Genomic DNA, 23765 nt, shown 5'->3' with positions numbered 1-23765 from the left:
TCACACAACGGCCCGCCGGCTCATCGCCGGCGGGCCGTTCCGCGTTCCGGGCGGCTCAGGCCGGATCGCCGACCCGCTCCACGCGCACGCGCGGCAGCAGCTCCGCGTAGGCCGCCGCGTCGAACTCGCCGGCCGCCGGGGCCAGGACCGTCGCCGTCGACAGCGCCACCGCGCGGGCCAGCCGGCCGGGCCAGTCGAGCCCCTCGGCCAGCGCGGAGAGCAGACCGGCGACCGCGGAGTCGCCCGCTCCGGTCGGGTTGCCGCGGACGGGTGCGGGCGGAGCGGCGCGCCAGGTGCCGTCCGGGGTGTCGGCGAGGACGCCGTCGGGGCCCAGCGAGGCGATCACCGTGTGGGCGCCGCGGCGGCGGGCGTCCCGGGCGGCGCGGAGCGGCTCGCGGAAGCCGGTGAGCCGGGCCAGCTCGTCCGCGTTCGGCTTGACCAGGTCGGGGCGGGCGGCGATGCCCCGGCGCAGCGGTTCGCCGCTGGTGTCCAGGAGCACGGGTACGGCGGCGGCGCGGGCGATCCGGACCAGCTCCGCGTAGGCGCCGACGTGGACGCCGGGCGGCAGCGAGCCGCAGAGCGCGACCGCGTCGGCGTCCGCGACGAGCTCTCCGTACGTCCGCAGGAACGTGGCCCATTCGCCGCCGCTCACCTGCGGTCCCGGCTCGTTGAGCTGCGTGGTGTCGCCGGTCGAGCGGTCGGTGATCGCGAGCGTGCGGCGGGTGTTCCCGGTGACCGGGACGAGGGCGTCGCGGGGCGGGAGCGGGGCGAGGAGGGCGCGCAGGACGTCTCCGGTGGAGCCGCCGGCGAAGCCGGTCACCACGGTGTCGTGGCCCAGCTCGCCGAGCACGCGGGCGACGTTCAGGCCCTTGCCGCCGGGGCGTTCGGTGACCTCGCCGACGCGGTGGCTGGCGTGCGGGACGAGGGCGTCGACCGTGTACGTCACGTCGAGCGCGCTGTTCAGAGTGACGGTCAGGATCACCTGGTCCGGCACCTCCCTCGATCCGTCGGTCCGTCCGCGCAGGGCCCGTGCCGGTGCTTGCGGGCTTGGTGATCATGCCAAAGGGAGGGCGGCCGGGCCCAGTCCCCGGGCTCGACCGCCATCTCTTCGTTACGTGCCCACCGGGGCGGCGCCCACGGACGGATCCTTCGAGGCGAACAGAGGCCCTCAGGCCGTCTTCGGCTCGATGACCCACTCGCCCTTGCGCATGACGCCCGCCAGGACGAAGTCCTCGTCGAGCACCACCAGGTCCGCGTCCTTGCCCGGCTCCAGCGAACCGACCCGGTCGTCCACGCCGAGCAGGCGGGCGGGGTTGGCGGAGATGGACCGTACGACGTCCTCCACCGGGATCCGGTCGATGGTGACGGCCCGGCGGAACGCGGTGTCCAGGGTGAGGGTCGAGCCCGCGATGGAGCCGCCCTCCACCAGCCGGGCCACGCCGTCGCGGACCTCGACGGCGAGCGGGCCCAGGTCGTACAGCCCGTCGCCGAAGCCGGCCGCGTCCATCGCGTCGGTGATCAGCGCGACCCGGCCGGCGCCCTTGTGGCGGTAGGCCAGCTCCAGGACCGCCGGGTGCAGATGCGTACCGTCGTTGATCAGCTCGACGGTGATCCGGTCGTCCTCCAGGAGGGCGGCGATCGGACCGGGCTCGCGGTGGGCCAGCGGGGGCATCGCGTTGAACAGGTGCGTGGCGACGGTGGCGCCCGCGTCGATCGCCTCGACGGTCTGCTCGTACGTCGCGTCGGTGTGGCCGATCGCGGCGATGACCCCGAGGTCGGCGAGCAGCCGTACGGAGTCGAGTCCGCCGGGCAGCTCGGTGGCGAGGGTCACCATCCGGGCGGCACCGCGCCCGGCGTCGACCAGCTTGCGGACCTCGGCCGGGTCCGGGTAGCGCAGCAGCTGCTCGCTGTGGGCGCCCTTGCGGCAGGGCGAGATGAAGGGGCCCTCGAAGTGGATCCCGGCCAGGTCGCCCTGCTCCACCAGCTCGGAGAGGACGCCGGCCCGCTGGGCGAGGAAGTCCATCCCGTCGGTGACGGTGGAGGCGACCAGCGTGGTGGTGCCGTGCTCGCGGTGCGTACGGATGCCGTGCAGGACCTCGTCGACGGTGCCGGAGGTGAAGGAGGCCCCGCCGCCGCCGTGGTTGTGCATGTCCACGAAGCCGGGGACCACCCAGTGGCCGGTGAGGTCGATGACCCGGGCGTCCTCGGGGGCGGAGTCCGAGATCCGGGTGGACTCGACGGTCACCCGGCCGTCCTCCACGGTCCCGGTGGGAAGGACCACCCGGGCGCCCGCGAGGACCGTGCTGTCTGCTGCGCGTCCGGCCATCAGGCGGAAACCTCCGTGGAGAGTAGATCCCAGGCGAGCAGCCCCGCGCCCAGGCATCCGGCGGTGTCCCCGAGGGCCGCCGGGACGATGTGGGGCAGCTTCTGGAACGTGACGCGTTCCTCGACGGCCGCACGCAGTGGTGTGAACAAGGTTTCCCCGGCCTCGGCGAGACCGCCACCGATGATGAGCGTGCTGGGGTCCAGCAGGGTGAGCGCGGTGACGAGCCCGGCGGCGAGCGCGTCGACCGCGTCCCGCCAGACCGCGATCGCCGCCGGATCGCCCGACTCGACGGCCTTGGCGCAGTCGGCGGCGTCGGCCTCCGGGTCGCCGGAGGCGGCGGCCCAGGCCCGGCTCACCGCGGAGGCGGAGGCCAGGGTCTCCAGACAGCCGCGCTGGCCGCAGCCGCAGTCCGGTCCTTCGGGGCGGACCACGATGTGGCCGATCTCGCCCGCGTACCCGTGGGCGCCCGCCTCGATGGTCCCGCCGATGCCGATGGCTCCGGCGATCCCGGTGCCCAGCGGCACGAACAGGAAGCGGTCGGCGCCCCGGCCCGCACCGATCCGGCCCTCGGCGAGCCCGCCGGTGCGCACGTCGTGGCCGAGCGCGACCGGAATCCCGCCGAGCCGCTCGCCCAGCAGGGTGCGCATCGGTACGTCGCGCCAGCCCAGGTTGGCGGAGTAGACCGCGATCCCGTGCTCGGCGTCGACGATGCCGGGCACGGCGACGCCCGCGGCGAGCGCGCTCTCGCCGAAGTGCTCCTCGCCGTGGGCGCGCAGTTCCGCGGCGAACGCGAGGATGGTCTCGACGACCGCGTCGGCGCCGCGCTTCCGGCCGGTGGCCCGCCGCGCCTCATGGAGCAGCGTGCCGTCGGTCCCGACCAGCGCGGCCTTCATTCCGGTGCCGCCCACATCGAGGGCGATGACATGTCTCACGAGAGACAGTTTCGCCCGCCGACCCCTAAAAGGTCTAGTCCACTAGCGCGGTTTGTTGCGCACCCATACAAAATGATGAACGAGTGAAGGCGGACCGGTTTCTGCTGGAAAGCCACGAAATGGGCACGCCCGGCGCGGGTCCGTCCGAATCAATGGTCTGGACCAACATACGGGTTCGGAGCCCCGACTGCCAGAGCACGTAAGCCAGTTGTGGCCCCTGAGGTCCGCATACGTTGCCGAAGCGATACGCCGGTGGTGTAGACCTCCCCTCCGGCGTGGGGGAAAATCGCAGTTCATCCGGACGGTGGCAGGACGGGTGGCGGCGCCGTGGCCGATCTGTTCAGAGGTTCGTACGGTGACGTCGCGCCACCGCCCGAGACCAGATGGATCAACGAGGATGGGCGAGGCTGTGCAGCGGCGCTTTACGGTTCTGACCGCGGTGGTGGCCGCGCTGGGTATGACGGCAACGTTGTCGGCCTGCGGAGGTGACAGCGGCACGGGCGACGTCACCCTCACGCTGGTCGCCGCCGACTACGGCAACAGCTCGGCCAACAGCTCCGAGAAGTACTGGAGCGGTGTCGCGGCGGGCTTCGAGAAGCAGAACCCCGGCATCAAGATCGACGTCAACGTCTACTCCTGGAAGGACGTCGACCGCAAGGTCGCCGAGATGGTGAAGGCGGGCAAGGCCCCCGACATCGCGCAGATCGGCGCGTACGCGGACTACGCCAAGGACGACAAGCTCTACAGCGCCGACCAGATGCTCTCCATCCGCACCCAGGCCAACTTCCTGCCCACCCTCACCGACGCGGGCAAGGTCGACGGCACGCTGTACGGACTCCCGTTCGTCGCCAGCACCCGGCTGCTCTTCTACAACGAGAAGCTCTTCGGCCAGGCGGGCCTGGACGCCCCCGAGACCTGGGACGACATCCAGAAGGACGCCACCGCGCTCAAGGCCAAGGGTGTGAAGTACCCCTTCGCCCTGCCGCTCGGCCAGGAGGAGTCGCAGGCGGAGACGCTGATGTGGCTGCTCAGCAACAGCGGTGGTTACGTCGACGACGTCGGCCTCTACGACATCGACTCGGCGCAGAACATCGCCACGTTCAGCTGGCTGCGGGACAACCTGGTCGGCAAGGGCCTCACCGGCCCCGTCGCGCCGGGCAAGCTGGACCGCGCGAAGGCCTTCGAGGCTTTCACCAAGGGCGAGGTCGGCATGCTCAACGGCCACCCCACGCTGATGGAGGAGGCCGAGGCCAAGGGCGTCAAGGTCGGCATGGTGCCGCTGCCCGGCGCCGAGGGGCCCACCAAGGGTTCGATGGGCGTCGCCGACTGGATGATGGGCTTCAAGCAGAACGGCAACCGCAAGGCGATCGGCGACTTCTTCGACTACGTCTACTCCGACGAGAACGTGCTCGCCTTCGCCGACGAGTACGACCTGCTCCCGGTGACCGGCAGCGCCTCCGCCGAGATGGAGACCGACTCCAAGCACGCGAAGCTCCGCGAGTTCCTGGCGGCGCTGCCCAACTCCCAGCTGCCCCCCTTCGGCAAGACGTCCTGGGCGACGGTGAGCGAGTCGATCAAGACGAACATCGGCGAGGCGGTGGCTCCCGGCGGGTCCCCGGAGCGGGTGCTCGGGGAGATAGCGGCGGAGGCGGCGAAGGCGGAGAGCGCGGAGTAGCGGCGGGCGCGGAGGGGGCGGTTGCCCGGTTAGGTTGGTTGTATGACCGCATCCGACGCCGAGCCCGCGCCTACCCCTCCGGGGCTGCCCGATCCGGGGCTGTCCGACCGTGACCGCGCGCTGCTCGCGCTGGAGCGGAGGCCGTGGGCGGGGCCCGGGGCGAAGGAGCGGGCGATCCGGGAGGAGCTGGGCATCTCGCCGGTGCGCTACTTCCAGCTCCTCAACGCGCTGATCGAGGACGAGCGGGCGCTGCGGGAGGACCCGGTCACGGTGAACCGGCTGCGCCGGCTGCGGGCGGCGCGGCGGGAGCGCCGCTGAGCCTTTCCGGGGGCGCTGCCCCCGGAGCCCCGGGTGGGCCCGGGCCCCGTGCTCGGCCGGACCCCGCTACGCTCACCCCATGGGCAGCCACTCCGCACAGCCGCCGATCCCGACCCCGACCACCCCGGCCGGCCGCGAGGGCCTGGAGGCCGTCCTCGCCCGCCCCGGCCGCGCGGTCATCGCTCTCGACTTCGACGGCACGCTCGCCGACATCGTCCCCGACCCCGAGCGCGCCCGCGCCCACCCCGGTGCCGTGGAGGCGCTCGCCGCGCTCGCGCCGAAGGTCGCCTCCATCGCCGTGATCACCGGCCGCCCCGCCGGCGTCGCCGTACGGTACGGCGGCTTCGCGGGCGTCCCCGGCCTCGACCGCCTCGTCGTCCTCGGCCACTACGGCGCCGAGCGCTGGGACGCCGCCACCGGCACCGTGACCGCCCCCGCACCCCACCCCGGCGTCGCCGAGGCGCGGGCCGAACTCCCCGGCGTACTGCACGCGTTCGACTCCTGGCGCGGCACCTGGACCGAGGAGAAGGGGCAGGCCGTCGCCGTCCACACCCGCCGCGCCGACGACCCGCAGGCGGCCTTCGAGACCCTGCGCGGCCCGCTCGGCGAGCTGGCCGCCCGCCACGGGCTGATCCTCGAACCGGGCCGCCAGGTCCTGGAGTTGCGCCCGCCGGGCATGGACAAGGGCGTGGCGCTCGCGGAGTACGTACGCGAGGTCGACGCCGCGTCCGTCGTGTACGCCGGAGACGACCTCGGCGACCTCGCCGCCTTCGCCGCCGTGGAGAAGCTGCGCGGCGGCGGCCCGGACGGCATCCCGGGCCTCCTGGTCTGCAGCGGCAGCGCCGAAGTACCCGAACTGGCCGAGCGCGCGGATCTGTTGGTCCCGGGCCCGGCCGCCGTGGTCGACTTCCTGGCGGCCCTGGCCCAGCGGTTGTAGGCGCCCCTCACTCCTGCCGCAGCGCCTCCAGCTGGTCCAGGAACCACTGCTGCGGCGGGAGCGCGGTCGCCGCCTCCGCCAGCCGCTTCGTGCGGCCGGTCCGCTCCTCGGCGCCCATCGACAGCGCCTCGTGCAGCGCCTGTGCCGTGGCCACCACGTCGTACGGGTTCACCGCGATCGCGTCCTCGCCCAGCTCCTCGTACGCCCCCGCCTCCCGCGACAGCACCAGCGCGCAGCCGTGGTCGGAGACGACCGGGACCTCCTTGGCGACCAGGTTCATGCCGTCGCGGATGGGGTTGACCAGCGCCACGTCCGCCAGCCGGTACGCGGCGAGCGAGCGCGCGAAGTCGTCGTTCACATGCAGCAGGACCGGCGTCCAACTCTCCGTGCCGTAAGCCCCGTTGATCTCCGTGGCCAGGGTCTGCACCGCCGCCGTGTAGTCCCGGTAGACCGACAGGTCCTGGCGCGAGGGGTAGGCGAAGGCCACGTGGACCACGCGCTCGCGCCACTCGGGGCGGGTCTCCAGCAGGGTCCGGTAGGCGTGCAGGCCGCGCACGATGTTCTTGGACAGCTCGGTGCGGTCCACCCGCACGATCGTCTTCCTGCCCTCGCCCACCTGCTCCCGCAGCGTCTCCACCCGCTCGTCCACGTCCGCCTCGCGCGAGCGCCGCCGCAGGAAGTCCGCGTCGGCCCCGAGCCCGTGCACGCCGACCCTGGTCCGGCCCGTCCCGCCGAGGATCTCCGTACAGCAGTCGATGAACGCGTCCGCCCACCGCCGGGTCAGGAACGCGGCCCGGTCCGCGCCCAGGATGCCGCGCAGCAGCTGCTCGCCGATGTCGTCCGGCAGCAGCCGGAAGTAGTCCACCGGAGCCCACGGCGTGTGCGAGAAGTGGCCGATCCGCAGGTCCGGGCGCAGCTCGCGGAGCATGCCGGGGACCAGGGCCAGGTGGTAGTCCTGGACCAGGACCGACGCCTCCGGGCCCGCCTCCTCGGCGAGCGCCTGGGCGAAGGCCCGGTTGTACGCCTCGTACGAGGCCCACTGCCGGCGGAACTCCGCGTCGAAGACCGGCTCCACGGGCGTCTGGTACAGCATGTGGTGGACGAACCACAGCACCGAGTTCGCGATGCCGTTGTACGCGTCGGCGTGCACCTCGGCGTCGATGTCCAGCATCCGTACGCCCGGCTCACCGACCCCGCGCCGCACCGCCTCCCGGTCGCCGTCGCCGAGGGCCGCGCAGACCCACAGCTTGTCGTCGACGGCGCTCAGCCCGGAGACGAGACCGCCGCCGCCGCGCTTGGCGTCGAGCGTTCCGTCCTCGCCGAGCGTGTACGTGATCGGGCCGCGGTTGGACGCGACGAGGACCTGGGCGGTGGAGGCGGGTGCGTGCTCGGTGACCATGTAGCGGAACCTAGCCCGTAAGGGAAGCCGCCAAACGCCTCAGAGCCTCACGCCCGCCACGGTGCCGGAGTCCTCCGCGCCTCACGCCGCCCACCGCTCCGCGTACTCGGCGATCTCCCGCATCGGCGGCCGCTCCTCCGTGTCCACCGCATGCGTGCGCGGCACGAACCCCTCCGCACCCCGCTCGAACTGCGTCAGCGCCGGCCGCACCAGATGGCCCCGGGAGAGCCGCAGCTGCGCCGTGCGGTAGATCGCCGCCGCCATCCGGCCCAGCGCCTGCCCGTCCTGGTGGCGGTGGCGCCGCACGCCCACATCCACCTGGCCCAGCGCGTCCAGACCCACGGTGTGCAGCGCGTCGACCAGGAGCCCCAGCTCCACCCCGTAACCGACGGGGAACGGCAGCCGCTCCAGCAGCGAGCGCCGCACCGCGTACTCGCCGCCCAGCGGCTGCACGAAACCGGCCAGCTGGGGCCAGTGCAGATTGAGCAGCGGGCGTGCCACCAACTCGGTGACGCGGCCGCCCTGACCTGCGGTGTCGCCGAGCGGACGGTCGTACATCGCCTTGACGAACTGCACGGTGGGGTCGGTGAGCAGCGGGCCGACCGTCCCCGAGACGAAGTCCGCCGAGAAGTCCCGCAGGTCGGCGTCGACGAAGCAGACGATCTCGCCGCTGGTCACCAGGAGCGACCGCCAGAGCACCTCGCCCTTGCCGGGCAGGGCCGGGATCCGCGGCAGGATCGCGTCCCGGTGCACCACCCGGGCGCCCGCCGCGCGCGCGACGGCGGCGGTGGCGTCGGTGGAACCGGAGTCGATCACCACCAGCTCGTCGACCAGCCGGACCTTCTCCATCAGCTCGCGCCGGATCGTCGCCACGATCGCGCCGACCGTGGCCTCCTCGTTCAGCGCGGGCAGCACCACGCTCACCGACGTGCGGTGCGGGTCGGCGGCCCGGGCGTCGGTGAGCCGGTTCAGCGGGCGGTCGGCGGACGACCAGGAACGCCTGGTCAGCCAGCGTTCCACCTCTTCGAGCACGGTCTGAACTCCTCGCATGTGAGCTGTGTGTGATCCATCTCGCCGTTCGGACGACTATCTCAACAGTCCGGTCCTTCGGTTACAGTCTTGAACAACGCGGATGACCGTCGCATGTCGGGGTCCGTCGTCACACAAACGCCTGGATCGAAGATCCAGTGCCACAGAGCTCATCCAGAGGGACTGAGGGAACGGCCCGTTGAAGTCCCGGCAACCCTCCTACCGACCGCGAGGTCACGGTGGGGAAGGTGCCAATTCCGTCTTGTGGCGAAATGCGCCGCAAGGAAGATGAGGAGAAAGGGCCTCCGCCATCATGGCTGTTCAGACCGTTGCAGGTAATGCCACCACCGCCTCCGTGGACCTCGGTCCCGCCGCGGCGCTTTCCTGCCGCGAGTGCGGCGAGCGTTTCGAGCTCGGCCCCCTTTTCGCCTGTGCGTCCTGTTTCGGGCCACTGGAAGTGGCGTACGACCTGCCCACCGGTTCCGCCGAGGAGCTGCGCAAGCGCATCGAGGCCGGCCCGGACAACATCTGGCGCTACGCCCCGCTGCTGCCGGTTCCCGCCGATGTCGCGGAGAAGCCCAACCTCAACCCCGGCTTCACCAAGCTGGTCAAGGCCGACAACCTCGCCCGTGAGCTGGGCGTGACCGGCGGTCTGTACGTCAAGGACGACTCCGGCAACCCGACGCACTCCTTCAAGGACCGCGTCGTCGCGATCGCCGTCGAGGCCGCCCGCGCCTTCGGCTTCACCACCCTCTCCTGCTCCTCCACGGGCAACCTGGCCGGTGCCGTCGGCGCCGCCGCCGCCCGCGCCGGACTGCGCTCCTGCGTGTTCATCCCGCACGACCTGGAGCAGGGCAAGGTCGTCATGGCCGCGGTGTACGGCGGTGAGCTGGTCGGCATCGAGGGCAACTACGACGACGTCAACCGCTTCTGCTCCGAGCTCATCGGCGACCCGCTCGGCGAGGGCTGGGGCTTCGTCAACGTCAACCTGCGCCCGTACTACGGCGAGGGCTCCAAGACCCTGGCGTACGAGATCTGCGAGCAGCTCGGCTGGCGGCTCCCCGACCAGATCGTCATCCCGATCGCGTCCGGCTCCCAGCTGACGAAGATCGACAAGGGGTTCCAGGAGCTGATCAAGCTCGGCCTGGTCGAGGACAAGCCGTACAAGATCTTCGGCGCCCAGGCCGAGGGCTGCTCGCCGGTCTCCGCCGCCTTCAAGGCCGGACACGACGTCGTACGGCCCCAGAAGCCGAACACCATCGCCAAGTCGCTGGCCATCGGCAACCCGGCGGACGGCCCGTACGTCCTGGACATCGCCCGCCGCACGGGCGGCGCGGTGGAGGACGTGAACGACGAGCAGGTCGTCGACGCGATCAAGCTGCTGGCGCGCACCGAGGGCATCTTCGGCGAGACGGCGGGCGGCGTGACGGTCGGCGTGACGAAGAAGCTGATCGAGGCCGGCGTGATCGACCCGGCGCTCACCACCGTCGTCCTGAACACCGGTGACGGGCTCAAGACGCTCGACGCGGTCTCCGCGACCTCGCAGGCGACGGCGACCATCAAGCCGAGCCTGGACGCGTTCCGTGCCGCGGGCCTCGCCTCCGCCTGACCATCCCGATCGCCCCGATCGTCCCGACCGCAGCCGTCAGAAAGGCGTCCGCCATGAGCGTCAAGGTCCGCATCCCCACCATCCTCCGCACCTACACGGGCGGCCAGGCCGAGGTCACGGCGGAGGGCGCGAAGCTCTCCGAGGTCATCGACTCCCTGGAGAGGGACCACCCGGGCATCGCCGCCCGCGTCCTGGACGACCAGGGCAAGCTGCGCCGCTTCGTCAACGTGTACGTCAACGACGACGACGTGCGCTTCGAGGGCGGGCTCGACGCGGCCACGCCCGACGGCGCCGGCATCTCGATCATCCCGGCCGTGGCCGGCGGCTGCTGATCCGACCGGCATCGCCCGAACCACGGTTGCCCCCTCCGCGAGAGAAAGCGGAGGGGGCAATTCTGCATGGTTGAGCGCGGTAGAGTTGGGGAAGGCCCCTTCGCCGCGCGTGCCGCCCGCATATGAGAATGCGCCCGGCCCCGATAAGAAGCAGCCAAAGTACGTGAACCCCTTGAGGCATAAGTGGCCTTTGCCTGGCCCGACTTGCCCGTAAATTTCAGCAATCCCGCATATTCGGGCGTTCGCCCGTGCCCGGAATTCTCGTCCGATTGACCTGTTGCAGAGGGCAGTTGGGCGGATACATTCGGCCGCGGTCGACGCGCTGCGGCGCCGCGCACCCTCTCCTGTCGGAGGGTGAGTTCCGACCCGGGCCCGCGAAGTGCGGTCCCGTGCAAGGGCCAGTTATAGGGGAGTTAGGCATGGCTCAGGGCACCGTCAAGTGGTTCAACGCGGAGAAGGGGTACGGCTTCATCGCGGTCGACGGTGGTGCGGATGTTTTCGTCCACTACAGCGCGATCCAGATGGACGGGTACCGCACCCTCGAAGAGGGTCAGCGAGTTGAATTCGAGATCTCGCAGGGCCAGAAGGGGCCCCAGGCCGACATGGTCAAGCTCGCCGTCGGCTGAGCCCGGCGCGGCCGTCCGACGTCACTACTCACGCACGCAGGGCCCGGCCCCGGAGTGATCCGGGGGACCGGGCCCTTCGTGCGCGCCGGGACCGGGCGGACGGACGGCCGGGCGGAGGGCCGACCACATGGCGGGCCCTGGCCTGAGGCGCTTGCACTCTCAGGGGTCGAGTGCTAATCATTGGCGTTAGCACTCTCCAGGTGAGAGTGACAGAACTTGGACCGGGCCGGTGAGGCCCGCAGGCGCGGTGGGGCAAGGAACCACCACGCACGCAGGCCGTCCGTCGCGGGCGCCTCTCGGTCCGGAGCAATCCACCCCTGTCCGGGAGGACCACTTCACATGGCCAAGATCATCGCGTTCGACGAGGAGGCACGGCGCGGTCTCGAGCGCGGGATGAACCAGCTCGCCGACGCCGTCAAGGTCACCCTCGGCCCCAAGGGCCGTAACGTCGTCCTCGAGAAGAAGTGGGGCGCGCCCACGATCACCAACGATGGTGTTTCCATCGCCAAGGAGATCGAGCTCGAGGACCCGTACGAGAAGATCGGTGCGGAGCTGGTCAAGGAGGTCGCCAAGAAGACGGACGACGTCGCCGGCGACGGTACGACCACCGCCACCGTTCTGGCCCAGGCTCTCGTCCGCGAGGGTCTGCGCAACGTCGCCGCAGGCGCCAACCCGATGGCCCTCAAGCGCGGCATCGAGAAGGCCGTCGAGGCCGTCTCCGCCGCTCTGCTGGAGCAGGCCAAGGACGTGGAGACCAAGGAGCAGATCGCTTCGACCGCCTCCATCTCCGCCGCCGACACCGAGATCGGCGCCAAGATCGCCGAGGCGATGGACAAGGTCGGCAAGGAAGGCGTCATCACCGTCGAGGAGTCCCAGACCTTCGGTCTGGAGCTCGAGCTGACGGAGGGCATGCGCTTCGACAAGGGCTACATCTCGGCCTACTTCGCGACCGACATGGAGCGTATGGAGGCGTCGCTCGACGACCCGTACATCCTGATCGTCAACTCGAAGATCGGCAGCGTCAAGGACCTCATCCCGCTGCTGGAGAAGGTCATGCAGTCGGGCAAGCCGCTGCTGATCATCGCCGAGGACGTCGAGGGCGAGGCGCTCTCCACCCTGGTCGTCAACAAGATCAAGGGCACGTTCAAGTCCGTCGCCGTCAAGGCCCCGGGCTTCGGCGACCGCCGCAAGGCCATGCTCGCGGACATCGCCATCCTCACCGGTGGCACCGTGATCTCCGAGGAGGTCGGTCTCAAGCTGGAGAACGCCGGCCTGGACCTGCTCGGCCGCGCCCGCAAGGTCGTCATCACCAAGGACGAGACCACGATCGTCGACGGTGCCGGTGACAGCGACCAGGTCCAGGGCCGCGTCAACCAGATCCGTGCCGAGATCGAGAACTCCGACTCGGACTACGACCGCGAGAAGCTCCAGGAGCGCCTCGCGAAGCTGGCCGGCGGCGTGGCCGTCATCAAGGCCGGCGCCGCCACCGAGGTGGAGCTCAAGGAGCGCAAGCACCGCATCGAGGACGCGGTGCGCAACGCCAAGGCCGCCGTCGAGGAGGGCATCGTCGCCGGTGGTGGCGTGGCGCTGCTCCAGGCCTCTGCCGTCTTCGACAAGCTCGACCTCACGGGCGACGAGGCGACCGGCGCCAACGCCGTGAAGCTCGCGCTGGAGGCCCCGCTCAAGCAGATCGCCGTCAACGGTGGTCTTGAGGGTGGCGTCGTCGTGGAGAAGGTCCGCAACCTGCCGATCGGTCACGGCCTCAACGCCGCGACGGGTGAGTACGTCGACATGATCGCCGAGGGCATTCTCGACCCGGCGAAGGTCACGCGCTCCGCTCTGCAGAACGCCGCCTCCATCGCCGCGCTCTTCCTCACCACCGAGGCCGTCATCGCCGACAAGCCCGAGAAGGCCGGCGCGGCCGCCCCGGGTGGTATGCCGGGCGGTGACATGGACTTCTGATCGGTTCCGGTTCGCGCCGGTCGGTCGAAGCTCCACGCACGTCCCGCAGGGGCGGCATCTCCTTCACGGGAGGCGCCGCCCCTGTGGCGTGTCCGAGGTCGCTGGGACACTGCGGGGGACGGTCGGTGAGTCCGTACGCGTGCGAGGGCGAGTGCCACCGCCGTACGAGTGCGGGGGATGGGGGCGGGTATGACGGCTACGCGGGCGGGGTACGGCGGACCGGGGCGCGGGGGCTCCAGGTACAGGGCGCGTCTCAAGGGGGCCGGGTCGCTCCTCGCCGGGGTCGCGTTGTCGGCGGCGGGACTGTTCGGCGTGGCGACGGGCACGGGCCTCGCCGGCCTCCTCGGCATGCGGGTGGAGACCTTCGGCGCCGTCGAGTGCCGTGACACCCGCACCAGCAAGGGCCAGACGGTCTGGCACTGTTTCGGCGAGGCGGAAGGCGTCGGCCGCACCCGGATCAGCTTCGCGGACCATGACGGCAGGAACGACCCGGAGACGATCACCGCGACCCAGGTGTCCGACGGGGGGCGGTGGTTCGCGCACTCGGGGACGATCGTCGGCTACGGCATGATCCCGCTCCTGCTGGGCGCAGGGCTGGCGGCCTGGGGCGGTTACGTCGTGCGACAAAGGTCACTGTCCCGGAGGTGAGCGGACGGCGCTCGGAGCCGCGCGGCGCGCCCGGCGACGCTCCGGCGCCGGTCCACTGACCAGGACAGCGGTGGGGCGGCAGGGGCATCGCGGCGGCGAGGGCCCTCGGAGGCCGGAGCGCACGGAACGGGAACTGCCTGTCGGTCGTTAAACTGCCGTTCGGTAAAAGGACGGCTTCGGGCTATCCTTCGGCGTGCTGAAGCACGCCGGCCAGGCGAGTGGGCGGTGGGTGGGAAGCGGCGGATGTTCGTGACCGGGCAGAGGTATCGCACTCAGGTCACGACTGGCTCCCCGGCTTCCCGACGGTAGAGAGGAAAGAATGTGACTGTTCGTTCATTCGCACGCAGAATGGGCCCGCGAGTTCAGCGGAAGGCCGCGGAACAGTCATGGCGGATGCTTTCGGCCCGCAACCGGCGCAGGGCCGTCAGCGACCAGCCCGACGTCAGCCGGGTCCTGGTGAACGGCCAAGAGCTCTACGGGCGCGTCGTGCAGGGATTCTCGGCCGCCGACGCCGCTGCGCAGAACCTGGCGATCGCCACCCGCGCGCTGGAGCGGGCGGGCGTCTCCTACTTCCTCGTCCCCGGTATCTCCAAGGTCCGCTACACCATCGGCGTCAACGAAGCGGACCGCGCTCGCTTCCACGACGCGATGGAGGAGGAGTACGCCGGGAAGGCGGTCTTCATCGGGCAGCCGACGGTGGGACGCGTCCTGAAGCGCCCCGCTATGTATCTCGACGGCAAGCTCCCGTCGGCCCTCCTGACGGCCTCGGTGCTGCGCGTGGGCGAGATCCACCTCGGGCCCGCGGGCCAGGTCCTCGGCGGGCCCGAGATCGGGTGCGACGTCGAGTTCTGGAAGAGCGGCGCCGAACTCATCGCCGGTCCGAACGCGGTGCAGGAGCTGGCCAAGATCCAGCCGCAGGCCTCCGCGGACATCTTCAGCCAGTCGCTGATCGCGCCGCGACGCAACCGGGTCGCGGAGGTGCTTCCCAACTCCGAGCAGCAGCTGGCGAGTCGCCGGGTCGGCGACCGGGACGTACCGACGTTCGCGCCGTTCGCCGTCCCCACGATCGGCGACGTGACGTTCCCCGTCGACGTCGTCTACACCTGGGTCGACGGTGAAGAGCCGGCCATGCGCGAGAAGCGGGCGCGGTACAAGGGCCAGGGCACCGCCGAAATCCTGGACAAGGAAGTCAACGCTTCCCGCTACACCAGCCACGACGAGCTCAAGTACTCCCTGCGCTCGCTGCAGATGTACGCGCCCTTCGTGCGCAACGTCTACATCGTCACCGACGGGCAGACGCCGAGCTGGCTCGACCCGGACGCGGACGGCATCACCGTCGTCGATCACCGGGACATCTTCCCCGAAGGCGTCCTCCCGGTCTTCAACTCGCACGCCATCGAGACCCGGCTGCACCACATTCCGGGCATTTCCGACCACTATCTCTACTTCAACGACGACGTGTTCGTGGGCCGTCCCGTCACGCCCGAGGCCTTCTTCCACCCCAGCGGTGTCATGAGGGTTCCGGTGTCGCCGCTGAAGATCGGTGTCGGCAAGCCGCACGCCGAGGAGACGGCGACGAACTCCGCGAGCAAGAACGTGCGCCGGCTGCTGATGGAGAAGTTCGGGGCGCTCACCACGAACAACTTCATGCACACGCCTCTTCCCCAGCAGCGGAAGACGCTGCTGGAGCTGGAGGGGATGTTCTCCGAGGACATCGCCCGGACGACCGCGTCGCGCTTCCGCTCGCCGCAGGACGTGGCGCTCACCGCGCCCCTCCTGTACCAGTACGCGCTGATCACCGGGAAGGGCATTCCCGGCAAGTTCAGCTTCCGGTACGTGAACATCAGCCGCGAGGACGCCGACAAGAGGCTGGACAACCTTCTCGCGACGCGCCGGTTCAGCTTCTTCTGCCTCAACGACGTCGATGTCGCCCCGGAGCAGCGCGAAGAAGTCAGCATGCGCATGGACGGTTTCCTTGAGCAGTACTTCCCGTTCCCCAGTTCGTTCGAAAGGCGACCTGATGGAACGCGGGAATGAGCCTCATACGCCGGAGGGCCTCACGCGTCTGGCGCGTCGGCACACGGGCCGCCCGCAAGGTTGAGAGAGGGGCGGCCGCGCCGATCTGGCGCCTGCGGGTCTCCCGGCGACGAGCCGCGCTGCGGCGGGTCCGTCCCGACGTGGTCCCCGTCAGCGTGGGGGGGCTGCGTGTTCTCGGCGCGCCGGCGAAGAGCTATGTCTCCACCGAGGCCGCGGCTCAGTCGCTGAAACTCGTCTCGGACGTGCTGGAGGCAGCCGGCATCCCGTACTTCCTGGTGCCTGGCCGCGACTGGCTGCGGCACGTGGTCGGCGTGGAGAGGATGCACCGGGCTGCCTTCCTGGAGGCGGCGACCCGGGAGCTGTCCGTGACGCCTGTCTACCTGGGAGCCGTGGATCAGGGCGACAGCCTGTCCGTTGCCGGGCACTGCGCGGACGGCCGGCTGCCGCAGACCGTCCGGGAGGCCGAGGTGCTGCGTATGGGCGTGGTCCACCTCGGCCCGCAGGGCCAGGTGCTGGGCGGGTTCGCGGACGGCTGCGACATCGAGTTCTGGCAGCAGGGCGAGGAGGCCGACGGCTCCGCCGGCGACGACGGGAGGCTGTGGTTCAGCGTCCCGGGCAGCGAGCTCACGGACACGTTTCCGGAGTCGCTGGTCGCGCCCCGCCTCAACCGGATATCGGAGGTCATCCCGTCGGAGGCCCAGAAGCCGGCGACGGCCACCGTGAGCGGCCTGCAGATACCGACGTTCCAGCCGTTCGCCCAGCGGACCGTGGAAGAGGTCTCCTTCGCCGTCGACGCGGTCTACACCTGGGTCGACGGCAACGAGCCGGAGCTGGCGGCCAAGCGGGAGGCCTACCGGGAAGGCCCCTCCGCCATCGCCGGGCGCGAGGTCGGGATGTCCCGCTACACCGACAGCGACGAGTTGCGGTACTCCCTGCGGTCGCTGGAGATGCACGCCAGCTTCATCCGGCACGTGTATCTGGTGACCGACGGTCAGACGCCGTCCTGGCTCGATGTGAACGCGCCCGGTCTCACGGTCGTCGACCACCGGGACATCCTCCCGGCGTCGGCGCTCCCGGTCTTCAACTCGCATGCCATCGAGACCTGCCTGTACCGGATAGACGGGCTCTCCGAGGACTACCTGTACCTCAACGACGACGTGTTCTTCGGCCGGCCCGTGCGAGCCGAGCACTTCTTCCACGGCAACGGCATCGCCCGCATCCCGTTCTCCCCGTACAAGCTGGGTCTGGGCCTCCCGCACAGTACGGAGCCGGCCCCGAACTCCGCGGGCAAGAACGTGCGCCGGGTCATCCAGAAGCACCACGACCGGTACATCACGAACAAGTTCCTGCACACTCCCCACCCCCAGTCGCGCGCGGTCATGCGGGAGATAGCGGAAGCGGGCTTCCCGGAGCTCGAACGCACGACGCACTCGCGCTTCCGCTCGACGGCGGACGTGGCGGTGGCCGCGACCTTCCACCACCACTGGGCGATCCTCACCGGACGGGCCGTTCCCGGCGACTACTCCTTCCGGTACGTCGACGTCGGCAGGCCGGACCTCCACGAGAGGCTCGCGCGGCTGAGGAAGCACAACGACGTCGACTTCTTCTGCCTCAACGACGTGGACACCGCCGTCGCGGCCCGGGACTCGATCCGGCGGGCCGTGGATGGCTTCCTGGAGTGGAAGTTCCCCTTCCCGAGCCGCTTCGAGCGATCGTGACGCCGCCGCCGACTGTGCCGACGCCGTAGGGCGCCTGACGCCTCGGTAGGCCCGGCGCTTCAGGGCGTTCGACGTCCAGGGCGTTCGACGTCTTAGGGGGTCCCGGCCGCCCACGGCCGGAAGTCGGCTTGGCCGAATGGTTACTTGTAGCGCTCATTCCTGTACGGCAGTGCGGTTTCGCGTGAATGCCGGTTTCCGGTGGCGCGCACGGGCGTGGGTGGGATAGGGCCGCTGCGGGGGCGGTGGGCGAGCGTGCGGCGGCGGTTCCTCCGTACCGTCGCCGCCGGTTCGATCTTCCGGCAGCTCACTGCCGTGTACGAGGGCCACGTACAGCCATTGGTCCAGTCCACTGAGCCGGGACAAGGCGTCGGTGTGCGACTGCACATGCTGACCGGTCGGTTCCTCCGCAGGCCGTCCGGCGGTCGCCCACGCGCCCTTCCCGCTCGCGCTATCCGGCCAACTTCGCACGGTAAGTCGGAATCACGCGTACCGGTTCGACAGCGGGACATGATGGCTCTGGTGTTCACCAGGTGAACACCAGTCGCAGTAATAACTCCAGTTATGCAGACGTCAGTTGGGCATAACGGTCGTCAACCGCACAGAAGGGAAGGTGTCATGAAGCAGCAGAAGAAGGCTTACGTGAAGCCGTCGCTGTTCAAGCAGGGCGACTTTTCGAAGAAGACCGCCGGGTACTTCTACGGCTCGTACAAGGAGTACTGGGTCCGGCGCATCATCTGATCCGCCGACCGGTTCCCTGTGCACGGTGTGAGAACTTCCGAAAGGTGAAGATGCCCGGCCTGCTGCGTGACTACTTCGTCGTCCTGCCGGACAGCGTGGCGGCCCACGCGGTGGCCGGGCAGCTTCCCGCACCGGAGGCACCGGAGGCACCGGAATCACCGGAGGCACCGGGGACATCGGAATCACCGGAGGCGGTGGGTGGTGTCCTGACCGTCGTCGCCCATCCCTCCGGCCGTCCCTGGGTCGTCGCCCGCCCGCTGGTCCGCCAGGTCAGCCATCTCCGCCGCGGCAGTGACGCGCTCGTGCTCATCGGACCGGACCGCGTCCCCGAGGCCGTGCTCGCCGGCCTCCTGGAGGGCGCCCGCGACCGGACCGGCCTGGAGCGCCGCCTCGCCCGGCTGCCCGGTCTCCACCACGTCATCGCCCACCTCTCCGGCGAGACCTGGATCCGGGGCACGGCCTCCGGACTGCGCCGGATCTACCACGCGCGGCACGCCGAGGCCGGAACCATCGCCTCCGACCGCCCGGCCGTCCTCGCCCACCTGACCGGCGCACCCCTGGACGACGGCGCGCTGGCGCTGCGCATGCTCGACTTCCTGCCGCACCCCCTGAGCCGGCGCGTCCTGTGGCGGGGCGTGCACGAGACCGGGGCCGGGTGCGGACTGGCCCTGCCCGCCGCAGCACCGGGCACGGCAGCCGCCTCCGGCCCTCGTGAGTACCGCTGGTGGGAGCCTCCGCCGCCGGAACTGCCGCTGGCCGAGGGCGCCCGGAGACTCGGAGAGGCCGTCGCCGCCTCCGTACGGGCGCATATCGGCGGCCTGGACCGGATCAGCTGCGAGCTCTCCGGCGGCCTGGACTCCACGGCCCTCACCTTCGCCGCCCGAGCGACCGGCCCGGCGGAGCTGTCCCTGCTCACCGTGGCGGCCCGGGACCGCTACAGCGAGGACGAGACGTGGGCGCGGCGAGCGGTGGCGGAGGCGCGGAGCCGCAACGGCGCACCCGCCCCGGCCCACCACATCATCCCCGCCGACCAAGCTCCCTACTTCTACGCCGACTTGGCCGCCACCTCCGCCGAGCTCAACGACGAACCGCTCCCCGTGGCCCCCGGCCGCGCCCGCGCGCACCTGCTCCTTGGCCGTGCGTACGCCACCGGCTCCCGCTACCACCTCACCGGCTACGGCGGCGACGAACTCTTCCTCGGCCTGCCGCACGCCTACCAGGACCTCTTCCACGGCAACCCGCTCACCGCCTGGAACCACCTCGGCGGCCTGCGCCACCAGCTCGGCTGGCCCCTGTTCCCCACCCTGAAGGCCCTGCTGAACCGCTCCACCTTCCCCCGCTACCTCGCGGGCGCGGTCACCACCGAACCCCAGCCGGTCACCCGCACCCCGCTCCTCTCCTGGGGCGTACGCCAGTCGCTGCGCCCATGGTTCACGGACCACGCGAACGCGCTGATCACCGAGGAGTTCAAGGCGGCCGCCGCCGGACAGGCCGAGCCGATCGACCGGTGGCGGGGGCGGCATGTGGACATCGACGCGGTACGGATGGGGGCGCGGCACTTCCAGGCGATGGAGGACATCGGCATGACGATCGGGCTGCCGGTCGCCGCACCCTTCTACGACGACCGGATCCTGGAGGCGACCCTCGCGGTACGCCTGGCGGACCGGATCAGCCCGTGGCGCTACAAGCCGCTGCTCGTCGAAGCGATGCGCGGGGTGGTGCCGGACACGCTGCTGGCCCGTACGACGAAGGACCACATGTCCTCCGACGAACACCAGGGCCTGCGCCAACACGCACCGGAAATTGCCGACTTGTGGACCGGCTCACGCCTCGCAGAACGCGGCCTGGTCGACTCCCGCCACCTGCTCCGACTGGCGGCCGAACCCTTCTCGCCCGTCCTGGTGGAGCACTCCATCAGCTCGACGGTGGCCGGGGAGACCTGGCTGCGCACGGCCGAGAACGCATGGACCCCACCCGACCGGACCCCCACGACCCTCTCCACGAGCGAGGCAGCGCGATGAAGCTCAGAAAAGGCATAGCCGTCACGACGACCGAGTACGGAGGCGTCCTGCTCGACGAAAAGGACGGCAGCTACTGGCAGTTGAACGACACCAGCGTGATCGTGGTCGAGACCCTGGCTGCGGGGGAGGCTCCCGAGGCGGCCGTCGAACGCATCGTCGCCGAGTTCGACGTGGAGCGCGCGGAGGCCGAGTCGGACGTGGCCGAGCTGACCCGCCAGCTCGTCGAGGCGAAGATCCTGCGCCCATGACCACCGAGATGACGATGCCGCGCCGGGGTGCCGGGCCGGGAGGTGTGCGGCTGCGCGCCGCGATCGCCGCCGCCTTCGTCCTGGCCCGCTTCAAACCCGGCCGCCTGCGCCGGGTGCTGACCCGCTGCGCCAAGGGCGCGCGCCCGGCGACGTACGAAGAGACGCTGGAGATGTACGAGGCGGTCACCGCCACCAGCCGCCGCTGCGCGGGCCGTTACGGCTGCCTGCCCCGTTCGGTGGCCATCGCGCTGGTGTGCCGGATGTCCGGGAGCTGGCCGGACTGGTGCGCGGGGGTCCGGACGGCACCGCCGTTCTCGCCGCATGCTTGGGTGGAGGCGGAGGGCCGCACGGTCGGCGAGCAGGCGGAGTCGGCCGATCTGCGTCCTTTGATGGTGGTGACGGTACGCGAGGGGGTTCCGGGTGAGCGCGGTGGCGGGGACGACGACGGGGGCGGGGCCGGACGGGCTGCCTGAAGAGGCGCGGCAGGCACGGCGTGAGGGGGCGCCGGTCCGAGACGGCACGGGCCCCACCCCTCTCCGCCTCCTCCTGACCCGGGTCCGCCCCCACCGAGGCGTACTCGTCCGCGCGGGCCTCCTCTCCCTCACCGGTTCCGCGGCCGGCCTGGCGATGCCGCTGATGGCGAAGTACGCGGTGGACGCGTTCGCCGCCGACCGCTCGCCGGTCACCCCGCTCATCGCGCTCACCGCACTGGTCCTCGCGGGCGCCTGCCTCTCCGCGTACGGGCGTTACCTCATGGCCCGTACGGGAGAGGGCGTCGTCCTCCGGGCCCGCGACCAACTGGTGGGCCGCATCATGCGGTTGAAGGTCCCGGCGGTGGACCGCCTGACCCCCGGCGACCTCCAGTCCCGCGTCACCAGCGACACGACCCTCCTGCGAACCGTCCTCTCCAGCGGCCTGGTCGAGTCGTTCAACAGCGTGCTGATGCTGCTGGGGACGATCGCGTTCATGGCGTACATGGACCTGACGCTGCTGGGCGTGACGCTCGTGGTGATCGTCGGTATCGGAGCCGTAACCGCCGTGCTCATGCCCCGAATACAGCGCGCTCAGCTCCGCGCGCAGGAGTCGGTCGGCGCGATGGGCGCGGCGCTGGACCGGGTGCTCCAGGCGTTCCGTACGGTCAAGGCGAGCGGCGCGGAGGAGCGCGAGACGGCGGCGGTCGCGGAAGCGGCACGGCGTGCGCACGACCGGGGCGTCTCGGTGGCGAAGTGGTCCTCGGTCTCCGACGTCACGATGATGATGTCGATCCAACTCGCCTTCCTGGCCGTGCTGGGAGTGGGCGGCGCGAGGGTCGCGTCAGGCTCGCTCGACATCTCCTCCCTGATCGCGTTCCTGCTCTACCTCTTCTACCTGATGGGCCCGATCGGAGGCCTGGTCGAGGGCTGGACGGGCTTGCAGAGCGGCCTCGCCGCCGTACGCAGGATCGACGAGGTGGAGTCGCTGCCGGGCGAACCTGTCGGCCGGCCCGGCGGCGTACCGGGCGAGGGGACTCCGCTGCGGGTCACCTTCCAGGACGTGGCCTTCGGGTACGGGGACGAGCGCGCCCCCGCCCACAAGGGCGTCACGTTCGAGGTCCCGGCCGGCGGGATGGTGGCGCTGGTGGGCCCGTCGGGGGCGGGGAAGTCGACGGTGTTCAGCCTGCTGGAGCGGTTCTACGACCACGATGCGGGGGCCATCGCGCTGGACGGCCGGGACATCAGGGACTGGCCGCTGGCCGAGCTGCGGGCCTCGCTCGCGTACGTGGAACAGGACGCCCCGGTGCTGGCCGGGACGCTGCGGGAGAACCTGCTCTTCGCGGCCCCGGACGCCCCGGAGGACCGGCTGACCGAGGCGGTGGCCCGGACCCGCCTGGACGCCCTGGTCGCCCGCCTGCCCGACGGCCTGGACACGGCGGTGGGCCACCGGGGCGTCACCCTCTCCGGCGGTGAACGCCAGCGCATCGCCATCGCCCGCGCCCTGCTGCGCCGCCCCCGCCTGCTCCTGCTGGACGAGGTGACGTCACAGCTGGACGCGGTCAACGAGCAGGCGCTGCGTGACGTCATCGTCGAACTGGCTCAGCAGGCAACGGTGTTGGTCATCGCTCACCGCCTCTCCACCGTCCGGCACGCCGACCGCATCGTGGTCCTGGAGGAGGGCCGGGTCCGCACGGCGGGCACGCACGAGGAGCTGATGGCGTCGGACGACCTGTACCGGGAGCTGGCGACGACGCAGCTGGCGGCGGCGGTGGAGGAGAAGGTGCGGTGAGAGGTCAGCGGGCGTAGTTCTTGAGCTCCTCGCTCTCCAGGGTGATGTCGACCGGGTCGGGAAGAGGCACCGTATCGCCGTACCCGTATGTCGTCCGCCGCCGGTAGCGGCCCTTCTCCGGCTCGCTGTACACGAGGAGAGTGTCGTGGTCGCGGTCGATGAGGAGACAGACCGGGATGCTTGCGGCGGCGTACGCGTCGCGTTTCTCCGTACGGTCGCGCCTGTCGGTGTCGTGATCGTGTGAGGTGACTTCGACGGTCATGAGGATGTGGTCCGGACTCGACCACTCGCCGTCGCCGGCGAACCGGCCCGCGCGGCCGGACCTCGCCGCGGTCCGTGCGAGGCCACGTGACGACGATCACTCCGATGGAGCGCCGGGGCTGTAGACCGGACGCCCGGCGGCAGGCGTATACCCGGTGAAGCGAAAGATCCGGGAGCAGCTTTTGACCGTCGAGGAGTTCGAAGAGTTCTACGCCCAGGCGGTCACGCGTCTCACAGGTCAGCTGTACGTGATGACGGGGGATCTCCAGGAGGCGCAGGACGTCGTGCAGGAGGCCTTCGTCAAGGCGTGGGTCCGGCGCGGCCGGCTGGAGCGGGAGGGGCAGCCCGAGGCGTGGATCCGTACGGTCGCGTGGCGGCTGGCGGTGAGCCGCTGGCGCTTCCGGCGGCGTTCGGCGGACGCGTGGGGCCGGGGGAGCGGGGCGGCGGAACACGTCGCGCCGCCGGACCCGGACCACGTGGTGCTGGTCGACGCGCTCCGGGAGCTGCCCGCGCAGCAGCGGCGGACGTTGACCCTGCACTACCTGTGCGACCTCACGGTGGAGCAGATCGCCGGGGAGACCGGGCTTTCCGCCAGCACGATCAAGACGCATCTGGTCCGCGGACGGGCGGCGCTCGCCCACCGTCTGCAGGACCCCCGTATGGAGGAGGCTCCTGATGTCTGAACCA

21 protein-coding genes, 1 pseudogene and 1 riboswitch are annotated in these 23765 nt (G+C 70.9%); of the genes and pseudogenes, 16 read left to right on the top strand and 6 right to left on the bottom strand.

Annotated elements, in window-relative coordinates; translation table 11 throughout:
* Window positions 1-55: 55 nt before the first annotated feature.
* The 3 genes from ACIRR8_RS30365 to ACIRR8_RS30355 all read right to left on the bottom strand — a co-directional run bounded on the left by ACIRR8_RS30365 (window position 56) and on the right by ACIRR8_RS30355 (window position 3219).
* A complete protein-coding gene (locus ACIRR8_RS30365; protein ID WP_404070996.1) occupies window positions 56-982 on the bottom strand; it encodes a 1-phosphofructokinase family hexose kinase in 927 nt (308 codons plus the stop codon).
* 186 nt (window positions 983-1168) lie between these two features.
* On the bottom strand, window positions 1169-2326 hold the full coding sequence (gene nagA / locus ACIRR8_RS30360; protein WP_404070859.1) for an N-acetylglucosamine-6-phosphate deacetylase: 1158 nt from the start codon (window positions 2324-2326) through the stop codon (window positions 1169-1171).
* Complete coding sequence (locus ACIRR8_RS30355) at window positions 2326-3219, bottom strand: ROK family protein (protein ID WP_404070994.1); 894 nt, start codon at window positions 3217-3219, stop codon at window positions 2326-2328. Before ACIRR8_RS30355 ends, nagA begins: the two co-directional genes overlap by 1 nt.
* 436 nt (window positions 3220-3655) lie before the next feature.
* Here ACIRR8_RS30355 and ACIRR8_RS30350 point away from each other — a divergent pair, with 436 nt between their 5' ends.
* From ACIRR8_RS30350 to otsB, 3 genes are all read left to right on the top strand, one after another.
* Window positions 3656-4933, top strand: a complete 1278-nt coding sequence (locus tag ACIRR8_RS30350; RefSeq protein ID WP_404070857.1) for an ABC transporter substrate-binding protein — start codon at window positions 3656-3658, stop codon at window positions 4931-4933.
* 42 nt (window positions 4934-4975) lie between these two features.
* Window positions 4976-5251 carry a DUF3263 domain-containing protein gene (locus ACIRR8_RS30345; protein WP_404070855.1) on the top strand — a complete coding sequence of 92 codons (276 nt, stop codon included), beginning with the start codon at window positions 4976-4978 and terminating at the stop codon, window positions 5249-5251.
* Window positions 5252-5330: 79 nt separating this feature from the next.
* Window positions 5331-6188, top strand: a complete 858-nt coding sequence (gene otsB / locus ACIRR8_RS30340; RefSeq protein WP_404070853.1) for a trehalose-phosphatase — start codon at window positions 5331-5333, stop codon at window positions 6186-6188.
* A gap of 7 nt (window positions 6189-6195) precedes the next feature.
* On the opposite strand, the gene ACIRR8_RS30335 is transcribed toward otsB, so the two are convergent.
* Together ACIRR8_RS30335 and ACIRR8_RS30330 are read right to left on the bottom strand one after the other, a co-directional pair.
* Window positions 6196-7587 (bottom strand): trehalose-6-phosphate synthase, encoded by a 1392-nt coding sequence (locus ACIRR8_RS30335; protein ID WP_404070851.1) that lies wholly within the window; start codon window positions 7585-7587, stop codon window positions 6196-6198.
* Between the two features lie 81 nt (window positions 7588-7668).
* Window positions 7669-8619, bottom strand: coding sequence for a glucosyl-3-phosphoglycerate synthase (locus ACIRR8_RS30330; protein ID WP_404070992.1), 951 nt, complete (start codon window positions 8617-8619; stop codon window positions 7669-7671).
* Window positions 8620-8783: 164 nt separating this feature from the next.
* Window positions 8784-8911: riboswitch (SAM riboswitch) on the top strand.
* Window positions 8912-8929: 18 nt separating this feature from the next.
* On the opposite strand from ACIRR8_RS30330, the gene thrC reads away from it, so the two are divergent.
* The 12 genes from thrC (at window position 8930) to ACIRR8_RS30270 (ending at window position 22817) form a co-directional block, all read left to right on the top strand.
* On the top strand, window positions 8930-10225 hold the full coding sequence (thrC, locus tag ACIRR8_RS30325; protein ID WP_404070849.1) for a threonine synthase: 1296 nt from the start codon (window positions 8930-8932) through the stop codon (window positions 10223-10225).
* Between the two features lie 53 nt (window positions 10226-10278).
* Window positions 10279-10557: a MoaD/ThiS family protein gene (locus ACIRR8_RS30320; protein WP_404070847.1), complete on the top strand. Its 279-nt coding sequence runs from the start codon at window positions 10279-10281 to the stop codon at window positions 10555-10557.
* Between the two features lie 419 nt (window positions 10558-10976).
* Window positions 10977-11183: a cold-shock protein gene (locus ACIRR8_RS30315; protein WP_003967346.1), complete on the top strand. Its 207-nt coding sequence runs from the start codon at window positions 10977-10979 to the stop codon at window positions 11181-11183.
* Window positions 11184-11522: 339 nt separating this feature from the next.
* Window positions 11523-13145 carry a chaperonin GroEL gene (gene groL / locus ACIRR8_RS30310; RefSeq protein ID WP_361333079.1) on the top strand — a complete coding sequence of 541 codons (1623 nt, stop codon included), beginning with the start codon at window positions 11523-11525 and terminating at the stop codon, window positions 13143-13145.
* A gap of 312 nt (window positions 13146-13457) precedes the next feature.
* The gene (locus ACIRR8_RS30305) at window positions 13458-13793 is read left to right on the top strand and encodes a hypothetical protein (protein WP_404070845.1); all 336 of its coding nucleotides are present in this window, start codon (window positions 13458-13460) and stop codon (window positions 13791-13793) included.
* A gap of 393 nt (window positions 13794-14186) precedes the next feature.
* The gene (locus tag ACIRR8_RS30300) at window positions 14187-15830 is read left to right on the top strand and encodes a stealth family protein (RefSeq protein ID WP_404070843.1); all 1644 of its coding nucleotides are present in this window, start codon (window positions 14187-14189) and stop codon (window positions 15828-15830) included.
* On the top strand, window positions 15827-17548 hold the full coding sequence (locus tag ACIRR8_RS30295; protein WP_404070841.1) for a stealth family protein: 1722 nt from the start codon (window positions 15827-15829) through the stop codon (window positions 17546-17548). Before ACIRR8_RS30300 ends, ACIRR8_RS30295 begins: the two co-directional genes overlap by 4 nt.
* Before the next feature lie 615 nt (window positions 17549-18163).
* The gene (locus ACIRR8_RS30290) at window positions 18164-18286 is read left to right on the top strand and encodes a keywimysin-related RiPP (protein ID WP_018511015.1); all 123 of its coding nucleotides are present in this window, start codon (window positions 18164-18166) and stop codon (window positions 18284-18286) included.
* 50 nt (window positions 18287-18336) lie between these two features.
* Window positions 18337-20307 carry an asparagine synthase-related protein gene (locus tag ACIRR8_RS30285; protein WP_404070990.1) on the top strand — a complete coding sequence of 657 codons (1971 nt, stop codon included), beginning with the start codon at window positions 18337-18339 and terminating at the stop codon, window positions 20305-20307.
* Window positions 20304-20555 carry a lasso peptide biosynthesis PqqD family chaperone gene (locus ACIRR8_RS30280; RefSeq protein WP_093694019.1) on the top strand — a complete coding sequence of 84 codons (252 nt, stop codon included), beginning with the start codon at window positions 20304-20306 and terminating at the stop codon, window positions 20553-20555. The genes ACIRR8_RS30285 and ACIRR8_RS30280 overlap by 4 nt, the downstream gene beginning before the upstream one ends.
* Window positions 20552-21028, top strand: coding sequence for a lasso peptide biosynthesis B2 protein (locus ACIRR8_RS30275; protein WP_404070839.1), 477 nt, complete (start codon window positions 20552-20554; stop codon window positions 21026-21028). Before ACIRR8_RS30280 ends, ACIRR8_RS30275 begins: the two co-directional genes overlap by 4 nt.
* On the top strand, window positions 20976-22817 hold the full coding sequence (locus tag ACIRR8_RS30270) for an ABC transporter ATP-binding protein (RefSeq protein WP_404070837.1): 1842 nt from the start codon (window positions 20976-20978) through the stop codon (window positions 22815-22817). Before ACIRR8_RS30275 ends, ACIRR8_RS30270 begins: the two co-directional genes overlap by 53 nt.
* A gap of 4 nt (window positions 22818-22821) precedes the next feature.
* On the opposite strand, the pseudogene ACIRR8_RS30265 reads toward ACIRR8_RS30270, so the two are convergent.
* Window positions 22822-23091: pseudogene (locus ACIRR8_RS30265) on the bottom strand (Uma2 family endonuclease); the annotation flags it as partial.
* Window positions 23092-23260: 169 nt separating this feature from the next.
* Between ACIRR8_RS30265 and ACIRR8_RS30260 the strand changes: the two are divergent.
* Window positions 23261-23761: a SigE family RNA polymerase sigma factor gene (locus ACIRR8_RS30260; RefSeq protein ID WP_404070988.1), complete on the top strand. Its 501-nt coding sequence runs from the start codon at window positions 23261-23263 to the stop codon at window positions 23759-23761.
* Window positions 23762-23765 lie beyond the last annotated feature (4 nt).

This window comes from Streptomyces sp. NPDC101178, from assembly GCF_044767965.1.
In the GTDB taxonomy this organism is placed as follows: Bacteria; Actinomycetota; Actinomycetes; order Streptomycetales; family Streptomycetaceae; genus Streptomyces.
This window is presented reverse-complemented; position numbering and strand designations above follow the sequence as displayed.